Here is a 23,551-nt window from a genome sequence, read left to right as displayed (position 1 = left end):
CTCGCGATGACCCGACCCGGCGTACGTGGTGTTACTTCACGGCCTCGATCTGAAGCAGGTTGATCCGGTCGAAGACGTCCATCTCGACGTTCTTCACCTTGGTCGAGTGCCCGAAGTTGTTCTGGCCGTAGCGCAGCGGGACCACCGGCAGGTCCTCCGCCAGCAGGTCCTCGGCGGCCTGGTACTTCTGGATCGCCTCCTCCTCGCTGGGGGCGCTGATGCCCTCGGCGAGCAGCCGGTCGAACTCAGCGTTGCGGTAGCCGTAGTAGTTCGACGAACCGTTGCTGCTGAACAGCGGGGCCAGGTAGTTCTCCATGGACGGGTAGTCCATGACCCAGCCCAGCCGGAACAGGCCGACCGGCTGCTTGGCCTTGACCTTGGTCAGCAGGTCGGCGAACTTCGGCTCGGCGTTGCCCACGCAGTCCACGCCCAGGTTGGCCTTGAGCTGGTTGCAGGTGGCGTCGATCCAGTCCTTGTGACCGCCGTCGCCGTTGTACGACAGGGTGATCTTCGACGGGCCGCCCGCGGCCTGGTACAGCGCCTTGGCCCGGTCCGGGTCGAACTCACCCGCGGCGCCGATGGTGTTCTCCCGGTAGCCGGCGACCACCGGCGAGACGAACGAGCGGGCCGGCTGCTGCGAGTCCTTGAAGATCGACGTGGTGATCTCGTCCCGGTCGATCGCCATCGAGATGGCCTTGCGCACGTCCGGGTCGCTGAACTCCTCCTGGAAGGTCGGGAAGGAGAGGAAGTGCAGCGCCGACGCGGGGCTCTGCTGGAACCGGTCGCCCAGGTCGACGGCAGCGGTGGAGAGGTTCTCGGTCGGAATGGTCTTGATCACGTCGAGGTTGTCCGACAGCACGTCCGCGTACGCGGCGGTCAGCTGCTGGTAGATGCGGAACTCGACGCCGGCCACCTTCGGCTGCTCGCCGGGGTAGGCCTCGTAGCGCTCGACCTCGACCTTGGCGTCGTGCTGCCAGGTGCCCTTCATCTTGAACGGGCCCTGACCGATCGGCGCCTGCTCGTACTCCTCGGTCAGCTCGCCGGGCGCGGAGAACGCGGCCTTCGGCAGCGGGTAGAAGGCGGTGTAGCCGAGCATCGACTTGAACTCGCTGTACGGCTGGGAGAGCGTGACCGTGAAGGTGAGGTCGTCGACCTTCGCCAGGCCGCTGAGCGTGCGGGCGCTCGGGTTCTCGCCCTGCAGGTCGTCGTACCCGGCGATCTTCTCGAAGAAGAAGCTGGAGTTCTGGCCGTTGGGGGCGTACGCGCCGTAGTTCCAGGCGTCGATGTAGTTGTCGGCGGTGACTGCCTCGCCGTTGTGGAAGGTGTAGCCGTCCTTGAGCTTGACCGTCCAGGTGGTGTTGTCCTCGGACGTGATCGACTCGGCCGCCACTTCGTACGGCTTGTGTGCCTCGTCGTAGTCGACCAGCGGGCTGAACAGGGCGGAGAGCACCTGCGAACCGCTGGTCTCGTTGGTGTCTGTCGGCACCAGGTGCTGCGGCTCGGCGATCTCGATCCGCACGGCCGCGTTGGGGTCGCTCTCGCCGGATCCGCCATCGCCGCCCGAGCCGCAGGCCACCAGGCCCAGGGTCACCGCGAGCGGGAGGGCGGTCCAGGCAGCGAGCCTACGAACACGCATTAAGCCTCCTCATCTCCTCACGCTGCGCAGTCAGGCCCGGCGTTGGGGTGACTCTGCGCAACGACGGGCAACGGTAGGTCGTGCACCGCGAGTCGGCCAACTTAACCGAGTTACGGCTGATCGGTGTCGCCGTCGGATTGGGGGTGTTCGTGCCTGGGGGTCCGGACCGTGCGGCGTTGAACCGCCTGCATCGTCACGCAGAGTGACGAACGACACGTCACGGAAAGTAGTGTCTTGGTCCGAGGTTGCCGGCCGGCGTGGTCGACGGAGCCGGGCGTGAGACGATCTGAGGCGTGACGGCGACGCTTCTGGACGGCAAGGCGACCGCAGCCGAGATCAAGGACGAGCTGCGGACGCGGGTCAAGGCGCTGGCGGAACGGGGCACCGTGCCGGGGCTGGGCACGGTGCTGGTCGGCTCCGATCCCGGCTCGCAGGCGTACGTCAACGGCAAGCACCGCGACTGCGCGGAGGTCGGCGTCGCCTCGATCCGTCGGGAGCTGCCCGCCGACGCCACCCAGGCGCAGGTCGACGAGACCCTCGCCGAGCTGAACGCCGACCCGGCGTGCCACGGCTACATCGTGCAGCTGCCGCTGCCGGCGCAGCTGGACACGCAACGGGTGCTGGAGCTGATCGACCCGGACAAGGACGCCGACGGCCTGCACCCGGTCAACCTGGGTCGGCTGGTGCTCGGCTACGACGGGCCGCTGCCGTGCACCCCGCGCGGCATCGTGGAACTGCTCCGCCGGCACGAGGTGCCGCTGCGCGGCGCCAACATCGCGGTGGTGGGCCGGGGCAACACCGTGGGCCGCCCGCTCGGGCTGCTGCTCACCCGGCGCAGCGAGAACGCCACGGTGACCCTCTGCCACACCGGCACCCTCGACCTCGCCGCGCACACCCGCTCCGCCGACATCGTCATCGTCGCCGCCGGCGTGCCCGGCCTGCTCACCGCCGACATGATCAACCCGGGCGCGGTCGTGGTCGACGTGGGCATCACCCGGGTGATCGGCCCGGACGGCAAGGGCCGCTACACCGGCGACGTGGACCCGGAGGTGGCCGAGGTGGCCGGCAAGCTGGTGCCGATGCCCGGCGGCGTCGGCCCGATGACCCGCGCCATGCTCCTCACCAACGTGGTCGAACGCGCCGAACGTGGCTGAGGTGTAGGGAAGGGTCATATCCCTCCGCCCCTCGCCTGATCGGTGCCAGGATGGCTGATACCGTCCGGAAAACCGACTGGTTACAGGGAGTGGGACGACCATGGGTAAGAAGGTCACTGTCGTCGGCGCCGGCTTCTACGGCTCCACCACCGTGCAACGCCTGGCCGAGTACGACGTCTTCGACACCGTCGTGATCACCGACATCATCGAGGGCAAGCCCGCGGGCATCGCCCTCGACCTCAACCAGTCGCGTCCGGTGGAGGGCTTCGAGACCAAGGTCGTCGGGATCACCACCAGCCCGACCGGTGAGGGCTACGAGGCCATCGAGGGTTCGGACGTCGTCGTCATCACGGCCGGTCTGCCCCGCAAGCCGGGCATGAGCCGGATGGACCTGCTGGAGACCAACGCCAAGATCGTGCGGCAGGTCGCCGAGAACGTCGCGAAGTACGCCCCGAGCGCCGTCGTCATCGTCGTGTCCAACCCGCTGGACGAGATGACCGCGTTGGCGCAGATCGCCACCCAGTTCCCGCGCAACCGGGTGCTCGGCCAGGCCGGCATGCTGGACACCGCCCGGTTCACCAACTTCGTGGCCGAGGCGCTGGACGTGCCGGTGAAGTCGGTGAAGACGCTGACCCTCGGCTCGCACGGCGACACCATGGTCCCGGTGCCGTCGCAGAGCACCGTGAACGGCAAGCCGCTGCGCGACGTCATGCCGGCCGAGCAGATCGAGGACCTGGTCGTCCGGACCCGCAACGGTGGCGCCGAGGTGGTGGCGCTGCTCAAGACCGGCTCGGCCTACTACGCCCCGTCGGCCGCCGCCGCCCGGATGGCCAAGGCCGTGGTGGAGGACTCCGGCGAGGTCATGCCGGTCTGCGCCTGGGTCGACGGCGAGTACGGCATCTCCGGGGTCTACCTGGGCGTCGAGGCCGAGATCGGCCGCGACGGCGTCCGGCGAATCGTCGAGACCGACCTGGACGCCGACGAGCTGGCCGCCCTGAAGGAGGCCGCCGAAGCCGTCCGCGCCAAGCAGGCCGACATCTCCAGCATGTGAACCACTCTCGAAGCAGCGCCCCGCGATCCCCTTCGCGGGGCGCTCGCCGTTGGGCCCTCGCCGCCACCCGTCGCCGTTGCACCCCGCCGCCGCGGGTGTTAATAGGGGGCCCTTCCTATACCGCAGGCGTTAAGAAGGGGCCCTTCCTTACACCTCAGGTGGGGGGATCAGGGTGGCGAGGCCGTCGAGGACCCGGGCCAGGCCGAACTCGTACGCCTGGTCGGGGTGGTAGGCGGCGTTCTGGGCGGCTCCCGCCGCGGCGCCGACCCGGACGGCGGTCGGATACCGCCGCTCGTCGAGCACCTGCGCCAACAGGGGCGCGTTCGCCGCCCACCACTGTTCGTCGGTCCAGGCGCTGTCCTGCCGCGCGGACCGCGCATCGGCCGCCGACCGAGCCGCGGCCCGGACGAAGTCGAGGACGTAGGTCAACGCGGCGTCCCGGGTCACGTCGTCCAGGCCGGTGCCGTCGAAGGCGCGCAGTTCGTGCTCGTACTTGGCCATCAGGCCCGGCCCGAGCGGCGGGCGGCCGGTGGCGACCTCGGCGGCCCAGGGGTGGGCGGTGAAGAGGTCCCGATTGTCCCGGGCGAGCGCCGCCACCCGCGCGCGCCACGGTTGGCCGGAACGGTCCGGCCTGGGCATCTGCGCGTAGATCGCGTCCAGCATCAGGTCGAGCAGTTCGGCCTTGCCCGGCACGTACGTGTAGAGGGTCATCGGCGCCACGCCGACGGCCTGGGCGAGCGCGCGCATGGTCACCGCGTCCAGTCCTTCGGCGTCCGCCAGCTCGATCGCGGCCGTCACGATCTCGTCGAGGGTGCGGCCCTGGCGTGGGCCGCGGCGCGGGCCCTCGTCGGGCTGCCGCCAGAGCAGTCGCAGGGTGTGGGCGGGATCTCCGGCTCCGGTGCGGTGGTTGGGCACGCTCCGATCTTCGCAGGTCAAATCATCGTACGCAGTACGATGTACAATGTACGGAGTAAAAGTTTCCGACTCTCAGGAGAGCGCGTGGACATCACCGCATCGGCCATCTCGCTCAACGTCGAGGACGTGACGGCCTCGGCCGAGTTCGTCAAGCAGCACTTCGGGTTCCGGGAGGAGATGGCGGCCGACGGGTTCGTCTCGCTGGCCCGGGACGGGGCCGGCTTCAACCTGATCTTCCTGCGTACCGGGCTGGCCAGCCTCCAGCCGGCGAGCCTGCGGACGCAGCGGGCGCAGGGAGTGCTCGTCGCCTTCGTGGTGGACGACATCGACGCCGAGTACGCCCGCATTCAGGCGGCCGGCGTGCCGATCACCACCCCGATCCAGACCGAGCCCTGGGGGGAGCGCTTCTTCCAGGTCACCGACCCGAACGGGGTGATCCTCCAGTTGGTGCAGTGGGTACACGGCCCGGAGACCGCCTGATCCGGACCGTCGCGGCCTGCTGATCCGGGCTGTCGCGGCCGGCCGGCATGCCCGGAGCCCGGCGGGGTAACAGCCCCCCGGGCCCGGCCGGGTCCGGCGAACCGGTGGCCGCGGCGTTCCCGGTCGAGGCGGGTCCAGTACGCTCGTACTGCTTAAGCACGTGTCCCCCGAGAGGAGCGCCGGCCGATGGCGAAGATCAAGGTAAACAACCCGGTCGTGGAGCTCGACGGCGACGAGATGACCCGGATTATCTGGAAGCAGATCCGGGAGCAGCTGATCCTGCCCTACCTCGACGTCGACCTGCACTACTACGACCTGTCGATCCAGCACCGCGACGCCACCGACGACCAGGTCACCATCGACGCCGCCAACGCCATCAAGGAGCACGGCGTCGGCGTCAAGTGCGCCACCATCACCCCGGACGAGGCCCGGGTGGAGGAGTTCGGGCTGAAGAAGATGTGGCGGTCGCCGAACGGCACCATCCGCAACATCCTCGGCGGCGTCGTCTTCCGCGAGCCGATCATCATGTCGAACGTGCCGCGGCTCGTCCCGGGCTGGACCAAGCCGATCATCATCGGCCGGCACGCCCACGGCGACCAGTACCGGGCCACCGACTTCGTCGTCCCCGGACCGGGCACGGTGACCATGACCTACACCCCCGCCGACGGTTCGCAGCCGGTCGAGATGGAGGTCGCCAACTTCCCGGGCGGCGGCATCGCGATGGGCATGTACAACTACGACGACTCGATCCGGGACTTCGCCCGGGCCTCGTTCCGCTACGGCCTGGACCGCGGCTACCCGGTCTACATGTCGACCAAGAACACCATCCTCAAGGCGTACGACGGCCGGTTCAAGGACATCTTCGCCGAGGTGTTCGAGAACGAGTTCAAGGCGGAGTTCGACGCGGCCGGCCTCACCTACGAGCACCGGCTCATCGACGACATGGTCGCCGCCGCGCTGAAGTGGGAGGGCGGTTACGTCTGGGCGTGCAAGAACTACGACGGTGACGTGCAGTCCGACACCGTCGCGCAGGGCTTCGGCTCGCTCGGCCTGATGACGTCGGTCCTGCTCTCGCCCGACGGCCGCACCGTCGAGGCCGAGGCCGCACACGGCACCGTCACCCGGCACTACCGGCAGTGGCAGAAGGGCGAGAAGACCTCGACCAACCCGATCGCCTCGATCTACGCCTGGACCCGGGGCCTGGCCCACCGGGGCAAGCTGGACGGCACTCCGGCGGTCACCGAGTTCGCCAACACCCTGGAGCAGGTCATCGTCGACACCGTCGAGAGCGGCCAGATGACCAAGGACCTCGCGCTGCTGATCTCGCGGGACGCCCCGTGGCAGAGCACCGACGAGTTCATGAACACGCTCGACGAGAACCTGGCGCGCCGCCTGGCCGCCTGAGCCACCGCAGCACCCCGTCGAGCCCGCCGGCCCCTGCGCCGGCGGGCTCGACGCTTCCGGTACGCCGGATCGCCCGACCCGGCCGAGGTCGCGTCACCCGGGCCTGCGCATCCTCGTTGTACTGGCGGGACGAGATGCCAGTCCCGTCCCGGAAGGTTGACCGTGACCGCGGCCCGGCATGAACGCCGAGCAGCCAGCCTTCCCGGCTGTCGTGCACAGCCAGCCGTCCCTTCCCTGCGGGGGGCCCTGTCCCGGGCCCCCCGCGCCCTGCGTTCCACGCCCAGCGGCGGGTGGTCAGGCGGCGCGCAGCAGGGTGGCGGCGCGTTCCGGGGCGACGTCGTTGATGAAGACACCCATCGCGGACTCCGACCCGGCCAGATACTTCAGCTTGTCCGCCGCCCGCCGGACGCTGAACAGTTGCAGGTGCAGATGGCCCAGTTCGCGGTCGACGCGTACCGGCGCCTGATGCCAGGCGGAGATGTACGGCATGGGCGTGCCGAACAGCCCGTCGAAGCGGCGCAGCAGGTCCAGGTAGAGCGGGCCGAAGGCGTCCCGTTCGGCGTCGGTCAGCGCCGGGATGTCGGGCACCGGCCGGTGCGGCGCGAGGTGCACCTCGAACGGCCAGCGGGCCGCCGCCGGCACGTACGCCGTCCAGTGTTCGTTCGCCGCCACCACCCGCTCGCCGGCCTCCCGTTCGGCGGCCAGCACGTCGGCGTAGAGGTTGCGCCCGCCGGTGCGCTCGGCGTGCCGGCGGGCCGCGGCCAGCAGTGACCGGGTACGCGGCGGAAGGAACGGGTACGCGTAGATCTGCCCGTGCGGGTGGTGCAGGGTCACCCCGATCTCCACGCCCCGGTTCTCGAAGCAGAAGACCTGCTCGACCCCGTCCAGCTCACCGAGCACCGCCGTCCGGTCGGCGAGCGCGTCGAGCACGGTGCGTACCCGGCTCGGCGGCAGGTCGGCGAAACAGGAGTGGTGGTCGTCGGTGAAGCAGACCACCTCGCAGCGCCCCCGGCCCGGCCGGACCGGGGTGAACGGGGTGATCTCGGCCGGCTCCTCGACCACCCGCCCGCTCAGGGCCGGAAAGCGGTTCTCGAAGACCGCCACGGCGTACTCCGGGGCCGGGATCTCGCTCAGCCGCTGCGCCGTGGAGGGGCAGAGCGGGCACTGGTCGGCCGGCGGGAGGAAGGTCCGCGTCTGCCGATGCACGGCGAGCGCCACCCACTCGTCGGTGAGCGGGTCGTAGCGCAGCTGGGAGGCGGGCGGGGGAGGAGGCAGCTCCCGGCGGTCCGGCTGGTCCCGGACGGCGTCGTCCCGCTCGTCGAAGTAGATCAGCTCACGGCCGTCGGCCAACGTGATCTCGGTACGCTTCATCGCTGCTCAGACCGACGGCATTCGCGGCTCGACCCAGCCGGTCTCGTTGAGGTGGTGCAGCACCGCCTGGACCGCCTCGTCCACGCCGAGGTCGGTGGTGTCGAGCACCAACTCGGCGTCGGTGGGTTCCTCGTACGGGTCGTCGATGCCGGTCATCCCGGTGAGCAGACCGGCGCGCGCTCGCGCGTACAGGCCCTTGCGGTCGCGTCGCTCGCAGACCTCCAGCGGGGTGGCGACGTGCACCAGCAGGAAACCCGCGCCCGCCGCGACGGCCATCGCCCGGGCCGCCGCCCGGGCCTGCGCGTACGGCGCGATCGGGCAGCAGATGGCGATCCCCCGGTGCCGGGCGATCTCGGCGGCCACCCAGCCGATCCGCCGCACGTTGGTGTCCCGGTCCGCCTTGCTGAACCCCAGCCCAACGGTCAGCTCGCGGCGCACCACGTCGCCGTCGAGCAGGGTGACCGTCCGCTCGCCCTGCTCCCGCAGGGCGTTGGCGAGGCCACCGGCGACGGTCGACTTGCCCGAGCCGGAGAGCCCGGTGAGGAACACCACCAGGCCCCGGTGCCGCCGGGGCGGCCGGGCCCGGCTCAGCTCCTTCGCCACCGCCGGCGGCGTGTGCCACTCGGGCAGCGGGAAGCCCCGGTCGAGCAGATCGTCGATCTCCTGCTGAGCCAGGGCGAGCCGCCGGTTGCGCGGCGGGATGTCCTCGCGCCAGCGCCACTGACCGTCCCGGTTGTCGTAGGCCAGCTCGCGCGGAAGCAGCACCCGCAGCCCGGCCCCGGAGAGCATCTCGCCGGTGGAGAGCAGGTGGGTGACGCCGTACGCGGCGCAGACCCGGGCCCGCAGCAGCGCGTCGCTGATCTCGTCCGACCGGCGGGCCAGCGGCACGGCGACCAGCGTCGCCGACGGCATCCGGTCGCGGGCGGCGAAAACGCTGCGCACCAGCGCCTCCGGCGGCAGCCCGCCGGCGCCGTCCTCACCCACCGGGATGATGACCAGCAGATGCGCGCTGAGGGTACGCACGGCGTGCGCGATCTGAGCCAGCTGCGGCCGGTGCAGCGGCCGGTCGGCGATCACCCCGAGCACCCGGCCAGGTGGCAGCAGTGCGCGCAGTTCCTCGGGCGTACGTCGCAACCGCTGGAACGGCCCGTGCCCACCGTCACCGAGCCGACGGAGCTCGCCGCCGACCCCCGCCACCCCCTCGCGCACCTGCCACGCGTCGGTCACCTCCAGCGCCGCGGCCGGCGCGCCCTCGCCGTCGGTGAGCACGATCGTGCGGCGGTCCGGGTCGTCGAGGTCGAGCTGCTGAACCAGCGCCGGGGGCACCTGGAGCGTCACCGCCACCTGCCACGGCGCGCCGTCGACCAACCGGCCACGCCGGCTCACCGACACCAGGTCGGCCCGGGTCATGAAGCCGGTCAGCGGCGCGTACGCACCGGTCAGCAACAGCTCCAGATCCGCGAGCTCGCCGGGACGCGGCGTGTACGTCGGCGCGTCCCGAAGCACCCCGTCGGGCAGCACCCACCCGTTGCTCATCGAACCCCCAACTCCGGCGACCGGCACACAGTTTCGCAGCCGCCCGCCGATCGGTCGAGAGGACCACCGCTCCCGGGCCCTCTAGGGGTGGCCGGCGGAGCAAATCAGGGAAACCTAGGGCGGCCAGCCGCGCCGCTGCGTTGCTACTTCTCTCTAGGCTGTCGACGTGACACTGATCGCAACCGAGTCGTTGACGAAGGTCTACGGCGGCGGCGTCACCGCGCTGTCAGATCTGACCGTCGCGGTCGAGCCAGGGATCGTCGGCCTGGTCGGCGCCAACGGCGCCGGCAAGTCCACGCTGATCAAGCTGCTGCTCGGCCTGCTGACCCCGACCGCCGGCCGGATCCAGGTGCTGGGGCTCGACCCGACCGTCGACGCCCCGGCGGTGCGCGCCCGGATCGGTTACCTGCCCGAGCACGACTGCCTGCCGCCCGACCTGTCCGCCGCCGAGCTGATCACCCATCTCGGCCGAATGAGTGGTCTGCCGCGCACGGTCGCCCGGGAGCGGGCCTCTGAGGCGCTGCGCCACGTGGGGCTGCACGAGGAGCGGCACCGCCCGGTGGGCGGCTACTCCACCGGCATGAAGCAGCGGGTCAAGCTCGCCCAGGCGCTGGTGCACGACCCCGACCTGCTGCTGCTCGACGAACCCACCAACGGCCTCGACCCGGCCGGCCGGGACGCCATGCTCGCCCTGGTGCACCGGATCGGCACCGAGTTCGGGATGTCCGTCCTGGTCTGCTCGCACCTGCTCGGCGAGGTCGAGCGGATCTGCGACACCCTGGTCGCCATCGACGGCGGGCGGCTGCTGCGCGCCGACAACATCGCCGCGATGACCTCGGCCACCGACGTGCTCGCCGTCGAGGTCAGCGAGGGCACCGAGGCGCTGGCCGCCCGGTTGGCCGCGCTCGACCTGCCGGTGAGCCGGGAGGGACGCCTGCTGCTCGTGCCGCTGGCCGACCAGGGCACGTACGACCTGATCCTCGGCGCGGTGGCCGAGCTGGACCTGCCGCTGCACCGGCTGGACCAGCGCCGGCACCGGGTCGCCGAACTCTTCGCCCGGAGGGAGAGCAGCCATGCCTGAGCCCACGGGCGTGATCCACGACATCGGCTACCAGCGCTACACCGGCCCCCGACTCGGCCGTCGTCAGGTCGTCGGCGCGCTCTACCTGCACGGGGTGCGGACCGTCTTCGGGCTGGGGCGCAGCGCCAAAGCCAAGATCTTCCCCTGGCTGGTGATCGGCATCGTCGGGATGGTGGCCGCCGCGGTGACCGCGATCCGCGCCCAGGTCGGCGAAGTGGTCATGACGTACGCCCAGTTCGCCGACGCGATGAGCTGGCTGGTCATCTTCTTCGTCGCGGTGGCCGCGCCCGAGCTGGTCTCCCGCGACCTGCGCAGCGGGGTGCTCCCGCTGTACTTCTCCCGGCCGCTGCCCCGCACCGACTACCCGCTGGCCAAGCTGCTCGCGCTGGTCACCGGGCTCTGGCTGCTGCTCGGTGGGCCGCAGCTGCTGATGTTCCTCGGCGGTGCGTTCACCGCCGACGGGATGCGGGGGGTCTGGGACGAGCTGCTGGACCTGCTGCCCGGGCTGCTCTACGCCGGGCTGTGGGCGGTGGTCTTCGCCTCGGTCGGCCTGCTGGTCGCCTCGCTGACCGGCAAGCGGGCCTTCGCCGCCGGCGGGATCGTCGCCGTCTTCCTGATGACCACGCCGATCGTCGGCGTCCTGTCGATCCTGCCCTCGCAGACCGCCAACCAGTTGGCCGGCGTCGTCTCGCCGCCCACCCTGGTGCAGGGGGTCGGCCTCTGGGCGATGCGCGACCTGCTGATCACCGACCCGGACGGCGGCGGCCCCGACCTCGGCCCCTTCGGCCCGGTTTACGCGCTGGTCGCCGTCGCGCTCGTGGCGGCCTGCGTCGCCCTCCTGCTGGCCCGCTACCGGAAGGTGGCCGCACGATGACCACGACAGCCCCGGCCGCCGCGCCGGCCACGGCCACCAGCACCCTCGACCTCGCCGGGGTGTCCCGCTGGTACGGCAACGTGGTCGCGGTCAACGACGTGAGCATGAGCCTCGGCCCCGGCGTCACCGGGCTGCTCGGCCCGAACGGCGCGGGCAAGACCACCCTGCTGCACATGATGGCCGGGTTCCTCGCCCCCTCCCGGGGCGCGGTCACCCTCGACGGCCGGTCCACCTGGCGCAACCCGGCCGTCTACCGGCGACTCGGGCTGGTCAGCGAGCGGGAGGCGGTGTACGGCTTCCTCACCGCCTACGAGTTCGTGCTGGCCACCGCGAAGCTGCACAAGCTGCCGGACCCGCAGGCCGCGGCCCGGCGGGCGGTGGCGCTGGTCGAGCTGGAGGGCGCGCAGGATCGCCGGATCGGCACGTACTCCAAGGGCATGCGGCAGCGGGCCCGGGTGGCGGCGGCGCTGGTGCACGACCCGCAGGTGCTGCTGCTGGACGAGCCGTTCAACGGCATGGACCCGCGCCAGCGGCTGCACATGATGGAGCTGCTGCACTCGCTCGGCGACGCCGGCCGCACCATCCTGTTCAGCTCGCACATCCTGGAGGAGGTCGAGCAGGTCTCCGGCACCGTGCAGGTGATGGTCGCCGGCCGGCTGGCCGCCTCCGGCGACTTCCGGACCATCCGTCGGCTGATGACCAACCGGCCGCACGTCTTCGCCATCCGCTCCACCGACGACCGGGCGTTGGCGGTGGCCCTGATGGCCGAGCCCTCGGTCACCGGCGTCGAGCTGGGCCGCGACGGCCTGACCGTACGCGCCGGCGACTACGGCGCCTTCACCCGGGTGCTGCCGAAGGTCGCCCTGGCCCGAGGCGTACGGGTACGCCAGCTGATCCCCGAGGACGAGTCCCTGGAGAGCGTCTTCTCCTACCTGGTGGAGGCCTGATGTCCACTGTCGCCTGGATCACCGCGCGCGGGCTCTTCGGCCGCCGCCGGTTCCTGTTGCTGCTGCCCCTGCCGGTGTTGCTGGTGGTGCTGGCCGGGTTGTCCCAAGGGATGGGAGTGGAGCCGTCGGACTGGGGGCAACCGGTGGTGGTCGGCCTCGGGCTGGCCGTGGTGCTGCCGGTGGTCGCGCTGATCGTCGGCACCGGCGTGCTCGGCGCCGAGATCGACGACGGCACGGTGGTGCACGTGCTCACCACACCGCTGCCACGCTGGCAGATCGTACTGCCCAAGCTGGCGGTGGCGGCCGGGGTCACCGCGGCCACCGTGGCGGCGCCGCTGTTCGTCGCGGGCCTGCTGGCCGACTCGGTACGCCTCGGCCTGGCCCTGGCCGTCGCCGCGTCGGCCGGGGCGCTGGCGTACTCGGCGCTGTTCGTGGCGGCCAGCCTGCTCACCCGGCGACCGGTGCTGCTCGGCCTGGTCTACGTGCTGATCTGGGAAGGGCTGCTCAGTAACGTGCTCGCCGGCAGCCGGGTGTTCTCCATCCAGCACTACGTGATCGCCCTCGCCGACCGGCTCGCCCCGACCGAGCTGCTGCACACCACGATCTCCATGCCGCTGGCGGCGGTGATGACCGCGCTGGTCAGCGTCGGCTTCACCCTGCTCGCGATCGACCGTCTGCGTGCCTTCTCCGTCGCCGGCGAAACCAGCTGAGGTGTAAGGAGGGGCCCCTTCTATACACCAGGCGTTAATAGGGGGCCCTTCCTTGCACCGGATCAGAACGCGCAGGCGATGACGAGTTCGGGGGTGCGATCGGGAAGCAGGTCGAGTTTGGTGATGTGGCCGGCCGCGCGCAGGTCGTCGACGACCAGGGTGAGCTGGTCGAGCAGGGCCGCGGGGCCGAGCGCTTCGGCCAGCGGCACCTCCGCCTTCATCGACAGCTTGCGTTCGGACTTGGCCCGGCGGACCTGCCCCAGCGCGTCGGCGGCCAGCCGCAGCAGCTCTGGGTCACCCTCGCTGCCCTGGATCGCCCGGCCCACCTCGTACGTGGTGGGCCACGGTGCCCGGTGCACCGAGCCGTACCGCCACCAGGACCAGACCTCCTCGGTCGCGTACGGCAGCACCGGGGCGAACAGCCGCAGCTGCACCGAGAGTGCGGTGGCCAGCGCCGCCCGGGCCGAGTCGGCCCCGGCCCCGGTGCCGTAGGCGCGCTCCTTCACCAGCTCGATGTAGTCGTCGCAGAACCGCCAGAAGAACGACTCGGTGGTCTGCAACGCGGCCGTGTGGTCGTACGCCTCGAACGCGGCGGTCGCCTCCGCCACCACCGACGCCAACTCGGCGAGCATGGCCCGGTCCAACGGCTCGGTCGCCGGGGCGCGCAGCGCGTCGGCGGCACCCAGCCCGAGGGCGAACCTCGACGCGTTGAGCAGCTTGGTGGCGAGCCGCCGACCGACCTTGATCTGCGCCGGGTCGAAGGCCAGGTCGGTGCCGGGTCGGCCGTTGGCCGCCCAGTAGCGCACCGCGTCGGAGCCGTGCTGCTCCAGCAACGCCATCGGGGTGACCACGTTCCCCTTGGACTTGGACATCTTCTTCCGGTCCGGGTCGAGGATCCAGCCGGACAGCTCGGCCGTCCGCCAGGGCAGCGTGCCGTGTTCCAGGTGCGCCCGCACCACCGTGGCGAACAGCCAGGTCCGGATGATCTCCTGGCCCTGCGGGCGCAGGTCCATCGGAAAAACCCGGCGGAACAGGTCCGGGTCGCGTTCCCAACCGCCGGCGATCTGCGGAGTCAGCGACGAGGTGGCCCAGGTGTCCAGCACGTCCGGGTCGCCGACGAACCCGCCCGGCGCGCCGCGCTGGGACTCGTCGTACCCGGGTGGGGCGTCCTCGGACGGGTCGATCGGCAGCGTGGACTCGTCCGGCGTGAGGGGCTGGGACCGGTCCGGCTCGCCAGCGCCGTCGAGCCGGTACCACACCGGCACCGGCACCCCGAAGAAACGCTGCCGGCTGACCAGCCAGTCGCCGGTCAGCCCACCGACCCAGTGCTCGTAGCGGTGCAGCATGTGCTCCGGCACCCAGCGCAGCTCCCGTCCCCGGGCCAGCAGCGCCTCGCGCAGGTCGGCGTCCCGACCACCGTTGCGCAGGTACCACTGCCGGGTCGAGACGATCTCCAGTGGCCGGTCGCCCCGCTCGTAGAACTTCACCGGATGGGTGATCGGTCTCGCCTCGCCGACCAGGTCGCCCGCGTCGGCCAGCAGTTCCACGATGGCCCGCCGGGCCCCGTTGACCGTCTGCCCGGCCAGCGCCGCGTACGGCTGCGCCGGCACCCCGGGCGGCGGCTCCGCCAGCAGCCGGCCGTCCCGGCCGATCACCACCCGGGTCTCCAGCGCCAGCTCCCGCCACCAGGTCACGTCGGTCAGGTCGCCGAAGGTGCAGACCATCGCGATGCCCGTGCCCTTGGCCGGGTCCGCCAGCGCGTGCGCGCGCACCGGCACCTCGACCCCGAAGAGAGGGGTACGCACGGACGCGCCGACCAGGTCCGCATACCGCCCGTCGTCGGGGTGACAGACCAGCGCGACGCAGGCCGGCAACAGCTCCGGGCGGGTGGTGTCGATCAGCACCTCGCGCCCATCGGCAGCGTGGAACCGCAGCCGGTGGTAGGCGCCGGACCGCTCCCGGTCCTCCAGCTCGGCCTGGGCCACGGCGGTGGCGAAGCCGACGTCCCACAGCGTCGGTGCCTCCGCCTGGTACGCCTCGCCGCGCGCCAGGTTGCGCAGGAACGCCCGCTGCGACGCGGTTCGGGCCACCGGACCGATGGTGGTGTACGTCAGCGACCAGTCCACCGACAGCCCGAGGCGGCGCCACAACGCCTCGAAGACCTGCTCGTCGGCGAGGGTCAGCCGCTCGCACAGCTCGATGAAGTTTCGCCGGGAGATCGGGGTCGGGTCGCGCCGGGCGGCGTCGTTCACCGGTGCCTGCGGGGCCTGCCAGTCCGGGTCGTACGGCAGCGACGGGTCGCAGCGCACGCCGTAGACGTTCTGCGCCCGTCGCTCGGTGGGCAGGCCGTTGTCGTCCCAGCCCATCGGGTAGAAGACCGTCCGGCCACGCATCCGCTGGAACCGGGCGACCAGGTCGGTGTGGGTGTACGAGAAGACGTGTCCCATGTGCAGCTCGCCCGATACGGTCGGCGGCGGCGTGTCGATCGCGTACACGTCCGACCTACGGCCATCCGGGCTCGGCGAGTCTGACACCTCGCCGCGATCCCGGACAGCCGCCTTCGAGCGGTCGAACGTGTACGTGCCCTCCTCCTGCCAGCGGCGCGACCAGGTCTCCTCGAGCCCGTCCAGAGTCGGGCGCTCGGGGACACCGGCGCGGGCCGTCCTCACCGAATCAGTCATCCGTCGATGGTAGGCACCGGCCCGGGGCCGGGCACGTGAATACCCAGCCGCCACTGGTGGTGCAGGGCGGCGTACCGGCCACCGTCGGCGATGAGCTCGGCGGGCGGGCCGTCCTCGACGATCCGCCCGCCGTCGAGGACGAGGACCCGGTCGGCGATCTCCACTGTGGAGAGCCGGTGTGCGATCACCACCGCCGTCCGGTCCCGCAGGATGGTGCCGAGCGCGTGCTGCACCAGGCGTTCGGTCGGCACGTCCAACGACGAGGTGGCCTCGTCCAGGATCAGCACCGCCGGGTCGGCCAGGAACGCACGGGCGAAGGCGACCAGTTGGCGCTGACCGGCGGAGAGTCGGCCGCCGCGCCGGCGCACCTCGGTGGCGTACCCGTCGGGGAGCGCCGCGATGAAGTCGTGCGCGCCGATCGCCCGCGCGGCGGCCGTCACGGCGGCGTCGTCGGCGTCCGGGCGACCGAACCGGATGTTCTCCGCCACGGTGCCGCCGAACAGGTGCGTCTCCTGGGTGACCAGCACCACCGCGCGGCGCAGCTCGGCGTCGGCCACCTGGCGCAGGTCCACCCCGTCGAGCGTGACCGTGCCGGCGAGCGGGTCGTAGAACCGGGCGAGCAGCTTGGCGACGGTGGACTTGCCGGCGCCGGTCGGCCCGATCAGCGCCACGGTCTGCCCGGCCGGGATGGTGAGGTCCAGCCCGGTCAGGATCGGTGCGTCCGGCCGGTACCCGAACGAGACCGCCCGGAACGTGACCGCGCCGCCGGTCGCGCCGCCACCCGCGCCGCCGGCCGGGCCGTCACCCGCGCCGCCGGTCGCTTCGCCGGGGCGGCCGGCCGGGCGGCGGGGCAGCGGGACGGGATGCGCCGGTTCGGCGACCTCGGGGCGTTCGTCGAGCACCCCGGCGAGCTTCTCCAACGCCGCGGTGGCCGATTGCAGGGAGTTGTAGAACTGGCTCAGTTCCTGCATCGGGTCGAAGAACCGACGCAGGTAGAGCAGGAAGGCCGCGAGCACGCCGACCTCGATGTGCCCGTCCATCACCCGGGCGCCGCCGTAGCAGAGCACCACCGCCACCGTGACGTTGCCGATCAGCTTGATCCCCGGCGAGTACGTCGCGATCAGGCGGAACGCGTGCCGGCTGGACCGGCGGTAGTCGTCGTTGACCGAGGCGAAGATCTCCTGGTTGCGCGCCTGCCGGCGGTACGTCTGCACGGCCCGGATGCCCCGCATCGACTCGACGAAGTGCACGATGACCAGGGCCATCGCCTCCCGGGTACGCCGGTAGGCGGCGGTCGACGCCCGGGCGAACCAGCGGGAGAGCCAGAACAGCAGCGGGAAGGCGAGCAGGGTGACCGCGGCCAGCGGCAGGTCCAGCCAGAGCAGGATGCCGGCCACCGAGACGATCGTCAGTACGGCCATCACCAGGCCCTCGACGCCCCCGTCGGCGAGTTCGGCGATCGATTCGATGTCGCTGGTCAGACGGGAGATCATCCGACCCGAGGTGTAGCGCTCGTGAAAGGCCACCGGTAGGCGCAGGAAGTGCGCGTACACCCGCTGGCGGAGGTCGAGCAGGACGGCCTGGCCGATCCGGGCGGAGAGGGTGAGGAAGCCACGGCGGGCCGCGTACTCGATTCCGGTCGCGGCGGCGAACGAGACGGCGACGGCGACCAGCGGGCCGGGACGACCGGCCCGCAGCGGTCCGATCGCCCGGTCGATGCCGAGCATCACCAGGTACGGCCCGGACATGGCGGCGGCGTTCTGGGCCAGCAGCAGCGCGACCGCCGCGCCCAGCCGCCGACGGTGCGGGCGCAGCACGTCGGCCAGCAGCGCCCGGCTGTGGGCCCGCAGCCGGGCCACCGCCTCCGGGGAGGTGTCCTCGGCCAGGCTGCGGTCGGCGTGCGGATCGGACGCGACACCCCGCCAGCAAGGCTCCGCCCCCGGCTGGTCGGGCGGCCGACGGGCCGGCGGCGGCGCGGCTGCGGCGGTCACGAGCGCACCAGCGGGCAACCGTCGGACGCCGGCTCGACCGGCCGCTCAGAGGACGGCGGGCCGGCCGGCGTCCGGGGAGGTGGCGCGGACGGCGGCTCGGCGGTGAGCAGCGTGCGGTAGCCCGGCACGGTGGCCAGCAGTTCGGCGTGTGGCCCGACGGCGGTGATCCGGCCGCCCTCCAGCAGCGCCACCCGGTCGGCGAGGCCGATGGTGGAGGGCCGGTGCGCCACCAGCAGGGCGGTCATGTCCCGCAGCACCCCCTTCAACGCCGACTCCACCGCCGCCTCGGTGTGCACGTCGAGCGCGGAGAGCGGATCGTCGAGCACGAGCACCGCGGGCCGGACGAGCACCGCCCGAGCCAGCGCGAGCCGCTGCCGCTGCCCTCCGGAGAGCGACAGGCCCTGCTCGCCCAGCCGGGTCCGCAGGCCCCACGGCAGGTCGTACGCGAACTCGGCCCGGGCCAGCTCGAGCGCCGCCCGCACCTCGTCCTCGCCGGCGTCGGGGCGACCCAGGGTGAGGTTCTCCCACACCGACATGGAGAACAGGGTCGGTTCCTCGAAGGCCATCGCGACCAGCCGGCGCAGCGAGGCCAACCGCAGGTCGCGCAGGTCGTGCCCGTCGAGGGTGAGCCGGCCTGCCCCGACGTCGTGCAGCCGGGGCACCAGGGACAGCAGGGTGCTCTTGCCGCTGCCGGTGGCGCCGACCACGGCGATGGTCTCGCCCGGTTCGACGGTCAGGTCGATGCCGCGCAGCACCGGCTCGGCGGTGCCCGGGTAGCGGAAGGTGACGCCCTCGAAGCGGAGCCGGCCGCGTACCGCGCAGCGCGGCAGGGCGACGGCGTGCGAAGCGTCCACGATGGCCGGCGAGCTGTCCAGCACCTCCTGGATGCGGTCGGCGGCGGTGGCCGCCTCCTGACCGTTGGCGATGATCCAGCCCAGCGACTGCACCGGCCAGATCAGCATCAGTTGGAGGCTGACGAAGGCGACCAGTTGGCCGACGGTGAGCCGGCCGTCGGCGACCGCCGCGGTGCCCGCCACGAGCACGATGCCCAGGGTCAGGTTGGGCACCAGGTCGAGCCGGGCGGAGGTACGGGCGAGCAGGCGACCCTTGTCGACCCCGATGTCGTGCAGCGCCCGGGTGCCGGCGACGAACCGGTCGGTCAACTGCGGGCCCCGCCCGTACGCCTTCATGGTGCGCAACCCCTGCGCGGTCTCCTCGACCAGGGTGGCCACGTCGCCCTGCTGGTCCTGCATCCGCCGCGACGCGGTGTGGTAGTGCCGACCGAAGCGGCGGGCGATCAGGAACAGCGGCGCCGCGCTGGCCGCCACCAGCAGGCCCAGCACCGGATGCAGCCGGATCAGCAGCACCACCACGACCAGGTAGGTGGCCAGGTTCAGGACGAGGAAGAGCAGGCCGAAGGAGAGGAACCGGCGCAGCACCGACAGGTCGCTGGTGATCCGGGAGAGCAGTTGGCCGGAGGGCCACCGGTCGTGGAAGCTCGCCGGCAGCCGTTGCAGGTGGGCGTAGACGTCGTCGCGGATGGCCGCCTCCATGGCCACCGAGGAGGACGACTGCACCCACCTGCGGATGAAGATCAGCAGGGCTTCGACCAGGCCGACCAGCAGCGCGAGCCCGGCCAACTGGTACAGCCCGGCAAGGTCCCGCCGGGCCACCGGCCCGTCGACCACCTGCTGCGCCACGAGCGGCACGGCGATGCCCGCCCCGGTGGCGGCGAGCCCGGCCAACATCAGCCAGCCGAACTGCGCGGCGTGCGGGCGCAGGTAGTGCCGCAGCCGCCAGAGGTTGCGCAGCGGATGTCGTCCGACCTCGCCCCGGTCGGCCGGGCCGCCGTCGCTCCGCGCAGCCACCATCCGACGGTAGCGAAAACATGAGGGTGTGCGCCCTCAGCCGGATGGTTGACGCGTGGCGGCGTGGCACTAGTTGTCGGAGGCTTGGTCCTCGTCTTCATGCGTTCGGCAGCCTTGGCTTGATCACTTCCCCGCGGCGGCCGATCGCGATGCCCTTCTCGCACGGCACCGCTCGACCAGGCGCCGGCGGCCTTCGACGGACAGGGGCGCATTGCGATGAACCATCTGTGTCAGTGCGTGCCAGGGCGCATGGCGGCCGCGGTATCCGCGGCGACGGTGAGCGGATCTGTGAGCGGTCGACCCAGCAGGCGCACGAGGTCGGGGCTGGTGTTGTTGAGGAACCCGTGGCGGACACTGGTGGCGATTGAGGCGAGCATCGGCGGCTGGAACGGCAGCAGGTTGGCGTCGCTGAGTAGGCGGGTGCGGTACTCACCCAGCCCGATCATGCGGTGGGTGGCGCCGAGACGCTCAGCAATGTCGCTGGCGGTGATCGGATCGCCAACCAGGTCGTAAACCTTGCCGACATGCGCGGTCGGCTCGCTTGCGACGACGGCTGCGGCGGCTGCCAGGTCGGCCCGCGCTACCGCGGAGAGTGCGCCGGTACCGAATGCTGATTCCAGGCCGTCGGGAGCCCAGGCGAGTAAGGCACCGAAGAGCTCGGCGTACAGCCCGTTGCGGAGGATGCTCCACGCGAGCCCGCTGGTCTTGATCATCTGCTCGGTGGCCCGGTGGGCAAGTGCGAACCCGAGGTGATCCCCGGCGCCGGTCAGGCTGGTGTAGATCACGTGGGCCACGCCGTCGCGGTCTGCAGCGTCGAGGAGAGTCCGGTGACGCGCGATGACCTGGTCGTCCTCGGCATACCCGGCCGAGACGAGGACGAGGGTCGAAACGTCGGTGAGGTCGAGGGTTGCGGGGTCGTCGAAGTCGAGGTGGCGCTGTGCGTTGGTGGGAGTGCGACTCCCTCCCAGGGCAGGTAGCTCTCGCTCGTCCAGCTCTGCGAGGGTGAGGGAAGCGAGCTGTCCGTTGGCGCCGGTCACCATGATCACTGCGGTTCGGTCTCCTACCGTGGTTCTCTCCAGTAACTACGGTGAGATCCTGAACCCGCGCCCGGCGGGTCACAAGGAGGCAGTTTCGTGTCACTAACGCACACTGATGTAACCGCTGGAGCCGCCGAACTCGAACCATGCGGACAGCCGCATCACCCCGACTGCGGCATCCGAGACGTTCTTGACCGGGTGGGCGACAAGTGGTCGGTTCTCGTGATCGTCGAACTCGCCAATGGGCCGCGGCGCTTCCGCCAACTCCAGCGCGCCATCGACGGGATCTCCCAGCGCATGCTGACCCTCACGGTGCGCCGCCTGGAACGAGACGGCCTCGTCCTTCGGACCGTGTACCCGACCGTGCCCGCCCAGGTCGACTACCGCCTCACCGAAACCGGCGCAAGCCTCACCCACCTCGTCAAAGCACTCGCCGACTGGTCACTGGAACACCGCGCCGCCATCGCCCAAGCCCGTCAGTCCTACGACGGCGACCACCCCGACAACGAGATCCGGTGACGCGCAGCACGTCGTCAACGTCCTGACCCGCAACAGCTAGTGGCGGTCTTCGTGACCGAGCAGCCATTCCTTCACGGGCAGTCCCCAGCGGTAGCCGCCCAGCGTCCCGTCGGTGCGCAGCACCCGGTGACAGGGGACGAAGAGGGCTGCGGCGTTGCGGGCGCAGGCGGCTGCGGCGGCACGCACCGCGGCCGGACGGCCCGCCAGCGCGGCGTACCCGGTGTAGGTGACCGGCTGGCCCGGCTTCACCTCGCGCAGCACGTCCCAGGCGTGCGACATGAACGCCCCGCCGGTGTGCTGCTCGACGGGTACCGCGTCGATCGCGGTCAGCTCACCGTCGAGGTACGCCGCGACGGCCGCGGTGACCGGACCGAGATCGGGCCGCTGGCGGAGTTCGCCGCGCAGACTCGGGTGGATCAACGGCAGCAGGTTCGCCGGATCGGGGGTGAAGCCGGCGGCCCGTACCGCGCCGTCCGGGCCGGCGAGGATGGCGAACGGGCCGGCGGGGGTGTCGAGAATGGCACTGTCGATGATCGTGCTGCGCACGCTTTCCTCCAAGGTCGTGTTCACGCTGCTCGCCAGAGTCGGATCACCGCGTACGAGCGCCAGGGGCGCCAGCGGGCGGCGTACGCGTCAAGGGCCTTCGGCTGGTCGGGCAGGTCGAGGGCAGCGGCGCCCCGGCGTACCGCGAGGTCGGTGGCGAGGAACGCGTCCGGGTCGCCGAGCGCGCGCATCGCCAGGTAGCCCGCCGTCCACGGCCCGACGCCCGGGATCGCCAGCAACCGCCGTACCGTCTCCTCCCGGTCCCCACCCGGCGCCAGATCAAGCCCCTCGTCGACCACCGCCCGAGCCACCCCCCGGATCGCCTCCCGCCGCGCCGCCCCCATCCGAAACCCCGAGTCCGGCACCCCCAACATTTCCTCCGCACCAGGAAACCCCCGCAGGAACGCGCCCTCATCCTGATCAACAGCGGGGAGGGTGGGGGGCAGTTGGGTGAGGAGGTGGGCGAGGGTGGTGCGGGCGGAGGCGAGGGAGACCTGCTGGGTGGCGATGGCGCGGACGGCGATCTCGAAGCCGTCGACCGCGCGGGGGACGCGTACGCCGGGTTCGGCGGCCACCGCCGGGGCCAGGGCCGGGGCGGTGGCGAGGGTCTGGTCGATGGCGACCGGGTCCGCGTCGAGGTCGAACAGGCGTCGGCAACGGGCCACGGCGGGGGCCAGGTCGCGCAGGTCGGTCAGGCGCAGCGTGGCCGCAACGTACCCGTCCGCCGGGGTCAGGGCCGCCTCGCCGGTGCCGTTCGGCAGTCGCAACCCCCGGCGGTACGTCCCGTCGCGCACCTCGTCCACCCCGGGCAGCGTGCGCCGGGCGAGGAAGTCCAGCAGCGCGTCGGCGTGCAGCGGAGGACGGTACGCCAAGCGCAGGGTGACCGTGCCCGCCCCACCGATCGTCGCCCGACGGCCGGTGCGCATCTGCGACGGGGCCACCCCGTAGACCTCGCGGACCGTGTCGTTGAACTGACGGACGCTGCCGAACCCGGCGGCGAACGCGATCTCGGCCAGGCCCAGTTCGGTGGTCTCGATCAGCGTACGGGCGGTCTGTGCGCGTTGGGCCCGAGCCAGCGCCAGCGGCCCGGCGCCGAGCTCGGCCCGCAGCATCCGGTGCAGGTGCCGTTCGGTGTACCCGAGCCGAGCCGCCAGCCCCGGCACCCCGTTGCGGTCGACCACCCCGTCGGCGATCAGCCGCATCGCCCGCCCCACCACGTCGGCCCGGACGTCCCACTGCGGGGAGCCGGGGGAGGCGTCCGGCCGGCACCGCCGGCAGGCCCGCAATCCGGCGCCCTGCGCCGCCGCCGCCGAGGGGAAGAACCGGACGTTCTGCCGCTTCGGCGTCATCGCCGGACAGGACGGCCGGCAGTAGATCCCGGTCGAGGTCACGCCCGTGTAGAACCAGCCGTCGAACCGCTGGTCACGGCTGTCGACGGCCCGGTAACACCGCTCGAAGTCCAACTCCACACCCCCGATCATGCGCCCATCCCCAACCCTGCATCTGGCGGCTTTCGGACCTGGCCGTTGTGTAAGGAAGGGCACCTTATTAACGCCTCGTGTAGAGGAAGGGCCCCCTATTAACCGTTGAAGTCGTTATGTACTACCTGCTCCGCGTCGCGCCGCCCCGGCACTTGGCGTCCACCCGACCTGAGTCGGTGAGCGACGCGAGTTGCGGCATCTTGTGCGACGACGCCGTGATGGCGCCAACGGTTCAGCTCGACAGGGCGGTGGGGAGTGCACGCGTGCGGCGC

At 71.7% G+C, this 23,551-nt stretch carries 19 protein-coding genes; 9 read left to right on the top strand and 10 right to left on the bottom strand.

The genetic code is table 11. The features are described from left to right. Positions 1 to 31: 31 nt before the first annotated feature. Positions 32 to 1,636, bottom strand: a complete 1,605-nt coding sequence (locus IEY61_RS21955) for a peptide ABC transporter substrate-binding protein (RefSeq protein ID WP_189047322.1) — start codon at positions 1,634 to 1,636, stop codon at positions 32 to 34. A 293-nt stretch (positions 1,637 to 1,929) separates the two neighbouring features. Here IEY61_RS21955 and IEY61_RS21950 point away from each other — a divergent pair, with 293 nt between their 5' ends. Continuing rightward, positions 1,930 to 2,790 (top strand): bifunctional methylenetetrahydrofolate dehydrogenase/methenyltetrahydrofolate cyclohydrolase, encoded by an 861-nt coding sequence (locus IEY61_RS21950; protein WP_189047320.1) that lies wholly within the window; start codon positions 1,930 to 1,932, stop codon positions 2,788 to 2,790. Between the two features lie 100 nt (positions 2,791 to 2,890). Further along, complete coding sequence (mdh, locus tag IEY61_RS21945; RefSeq protein WP_189047318.1) at positions 2,891 to 3,841, top strand: malate dehydrogenase; 951 nt, start codon at positions 2,891 to 2,893, stop codon at positions 3,839 to 3,841. Positions 3,842 to 3,988: 147 nt separating this feature from the next. Here mdh and IEY61_RS21940 read toward each other — a convergent pair whose 3' ends face one another. Next, positions 3,989 to 4,756: a TetR/AcrR family transcriptional regulator gene (locus tag IEY61_RS21940; protein WP_189047316.1), complete on the bottom strand. Its 768-nt coding sequence runs from the start codon at positions 4,754 to 4,756 to the stop codon at positions 3,989 to 3,991. 84 nt (positions 4,757 to 4,840) lie between these two features. Between IEY61_RS21940 and IEY61_RS21935 the strand changes: the two genes are divergently transcribed. Both IEY61_RS21935 and IEY61_RS21930 read left to right on the top strand, forming a co-directional pair. Further along, complete coding sequence (locus IEY61_RS21935; RefSeq protein WP_189047313.1) at positions 4,841 to 5,236, top strand: VOC family protein; 396 nt, start codon at positions 4,841 to 4,843, stop codon at positions 5,234 to 5,236. 186 nt (positions 5,237 to 5,422) lie between these two features. Continuing rightward, on the top strand, positions 5,423 to 6,640 hold the full coding sequence (locus tag IEY61_RS21930; RefSeq protein WP_189047311.1) for an NADP-dependent isocitrate dehydrogenase: 1,218 nt from the start codon (positions 5,423 to 5,425) through the stop codon (positions 6,638 to 6,640). A gap of 294 nt (positions 6,641 to 6,934) precedes the next feature. Here IEY61_RS21930 and galT read toward each other — a convergent pair whose 3' ends face one another. Together galT and cysC are read right to left on the bottom strand one after the other, a co-directional pair. Further along, positions 6,935 to 8,011, bottom strand: a complete 1,077-nt coding sequence (galT, locus tag IEY61_RS21925) for a galactose-1-phosphate uridylyltransferase (protein ID WP_189047309.1) — start codon at positions 8,009 to 8,011, stop codon at positions 6,935 to 6,937. A 6-nt stretch (positions 8,012 to 8,017) separates the two neighbouring features. After that, positions 8,018 to 9,547: an adenylyl-sulfate kinase gene (cysC, locus tag IEY61_RS21920; RefSeq protein WP_189047307.1), complete on the bottom strand. Its 1,530-nt coding sequence runs from the start codon at positions 9,545 to 9,547 to the stop codon at positions 8,018 to 8,020. A gap of 166 nt (positions 9,548 to 9,713) precedes the next feature. Here cysC and IEY61_RS21915 point away from each other — a divergent pair, with 166 nt between their 5' ends. From IEY61_RS21915 to IEY61_RS21900, 4 genes are read left to right on the top strand one after another with little or no spacing between them, the layout of a single operon-like run. Continuing rightward, on the top strand, positions 9,714 to 10,628 hold the full coding sequence (locus IEY61_RS21915; RefSeq protein WP_189047306.1) for an ABC transporter ATP-binding protein: 915 nt from the start codon (positions 9,714 to 9,716) through the stop codon (positions 10,626 to 10,628). Continuing rightward, on the top strand, positions 10,621 to 11,502 hold the full coding sequence (locus tag IEY61_RS21910) for an ABC transporter permease (protein ID WP_189047304.1): 882 nt from the start codon (positions 10,621 to 10,623) through the stop codon (positions 11,500 to 11,502). Before IEY61_RS21915 ends, IEY61_RS21910 begins: the two co-directional genes overlap by 8 nt. Then, complete coding sequence (locus IEY61_RS21905) at positions 11,499 to 12,449, top strand: ABC transporter ATP-binding protein (protein ID WP_189047302.1); 951 nt, start codon at positions 11,499 to 11,501, stop codon at positions 12,447 to 12,449. The genes IEY61_RS21910 and IEY61_RS21905 overlap by 4 nt, the downstream gene beginning before the upstream one ends. After that, entirely contained in the window at positions 12,449 to 13,159 is a 711-nt protein-coding gene (locus IEY61_RS21900) for an ABC transporter permease (protein WP_189047300.1), read from the top strand. Before IEY61_RS21905 ends, IEY61_RS21900 begins: the two co-directional genes overlap by 1 nt. A gap of 62 nt (positions 13,160 to 13,221) precedes the next feature. Here IEY61_RS21900 and valS read toward each other — a convergent pair whose 3' ends face one another. The 4 genes from valS to IEY61_RS21880 form a co-directional block, all read right to left on the bottom strand. Further along, positions 13,222 to 15,840, bottom strand: a complete 2,619-nt coding sequence (gene valS / locus IEY61_RS21895) for a valine--tRNA ligase (RefSeq protein WP_189047298.1) — start codon at positions 15,838 to 15,840, stop codon at positions 13,222 to 13,224. Then, on the bottom strand, positions 15,837 to 17,831 hold the full coding sequence (locus tag IEY61_RS21890; RefSeq protein ID WP_189047296.1) for an ABC transporter ATP-binding protein: 1,995 nt from the start codon (positions 17,829 to 17,831) through the stop codon (positions 15,837 to 15,839). The genes valS and IEY61_RS21890 overlap by 4 nt, the downstream gene beginning before the upstream one ends. Continuing rightward, on the bottom strand, positions 17,828 to 19,699 hold the full coding sequence (locus IEY61_RS21885) for an ABC transporter ATP-binding protein (protein WP_373293195.1): 1,872 nt from the start codon (positions 19,697 to 19,699) through the stop codon (positions 17,828 to 17,830). The genes IEY61_RS21890 and IEY61_RS21885 overlap by 4 nt, the downstream gene beginning before the upstream one ends. Positions 19,700 to 19,929: 230 nt before the next feature. Then, positions 19,930 to 20,739: an NAD(P)H-binding protein gene (locus tag IEY61_RS21880; RefSeq protein WP_229706319.1), complete on the bottom strand. Its 810-nt coding sequence runs from the start codon at positions 20,737 to 20,739 to the stop codon at positions 19,930 to 19,932. Between the two features lie 195 nt (positions 20,740 to 20,934). Between IEY61_RS21880 and IEY61_RS21875 the strand changes: the two genes are divergently transcribed. Beyond that, on the top strand, positions 20,935 to 21,255 hold the full coding sequence (locus IEY61_RS21875; RefSeq protein WP_229706315.1) for a winged helix-turn-helix transcriptional regulator: 321 nt from the start codon (positions 20,935 to 20,937) through the stop codon (positions 21,253 to 21,255). A 36-nt stretch (positions 21,256 to 21,291) separates the two neighbouring features. Here IEY61_RS21875 and IEY61_RS21870 read toward each other — a convergent pair whose 3' ends face one another. After that, entirely contained in the window at positions 21,292 to 21,801 is a 510-nt protein-coding gene (locus IEY61_RS21870) for a methylated-DNA--[protein]-cysteine S-methyltransferase (protein ID WP_189047288.1), read from the bottom strand. Positions 21,802 to 21,821: 20 nt separating this feature from the next. Further along, positions 21,822 to 23,267: a DNA-3-methyladenine glycosylase 2 family protein gene (locus IEY61_RS21865; protein ID WP_189047408.1), complete on the bottom strand. Its 1,446-nt coding sequence runs from the start codon at positions 23,265 to 23,267 to the stop codon at positions 21,822 to 21,824. Positions 23,268 to 23,551 lie beyond the last annotated feature (284 nt).

Origin of the sequence: Micromonospora sonchi (genome assembly GCF_014646235.1) — a bacterium.
GTDB classification, from domain to species: Bacteria; Actinomycetota; Actinomycetes; order Mycobacteriales; family Micromonosporaceae; genus Micromonospora; species Micromonospora sonchi.
The sequence above is the reverse complement of the archived record's forward strand: the minus strand, read 5'-3'. Positions and strand labels throughout refer to the sequence as shown.

Excerpts from the sequence above, each read along its gene's own strand:
- IEY61_RS21955 (WP_189047322.1), bottom strand. The coding sequence starts at position 1,636 with ATGCGTGTTCGTAGGCTCGCTGCCTGGACCGCCCTCCCGCTCGCGGTG.
- mdh (WP_189047318.1), top strand. The coding sequence starts at position 2,891 with ATGGGTAAGAAGGTCACTGTCGTCGGCGCCGGCTTCTACGGCTCCACC.
- IEY61_RS21930 (WP_189047311.1), top strand. The coding sequence starts at position 5,423 with ATGGCGAAGATCAAGGTAAACAACCCGGTCGTGGAGCTCGACGGCGAC.
- galT (WP_189047309.1), bottom strand. The coding sequence starts at position 8,011 with ATGAAGCGTACCGAGATCACGTTGGCCGACGGCCGTGAGCTGATCTAC.
- cysC (WP_189047307.1), bottom strand. The coding sequence starts at position 9,547 with ATGAGCAACGGGTGGGTGCTGCCCGACGGGGTGCTTCGGGACGCGCCG.
- IEY61_RS21910 (WP_189047304.1), top strand. The coding sequence starts at position 10,621 with ATGCCTGAGCCCACGGGCGTGATCCACGACATCGGCTACCAGCGCTAC.
- IEY61_RS21905 (WP_189047302.1), top strand. The coding sequence starts at position 11,499 with ATGACCACGACAGCCCCGGCCGCCGCGCCGGCCACGGCCACCAGCACC.
- IEY61_RS21900 (WP_189047300.1), top strand. The coding sequence starts at position 12,449 with ATGTCCACTGTCGCCTGGATCACCGCGCGCGGGCTCTTCGGCCGCCGC.
- valS (WP_189047298.1), bottom strand. The coding sequence starts at position 15,840 with ATGACTGATTCGGTGAGGACGGCCCGCGCCGGTGTCCCCGAGCGCCCG.
- IEY61_RS21880 (WP_229706319.1), bottom strand. The coding sequence starts at position 20,739 with ATGGTGACCGGCGCCAACGGACAGCTCGCTTCCCTCACCCTCGCAGAG.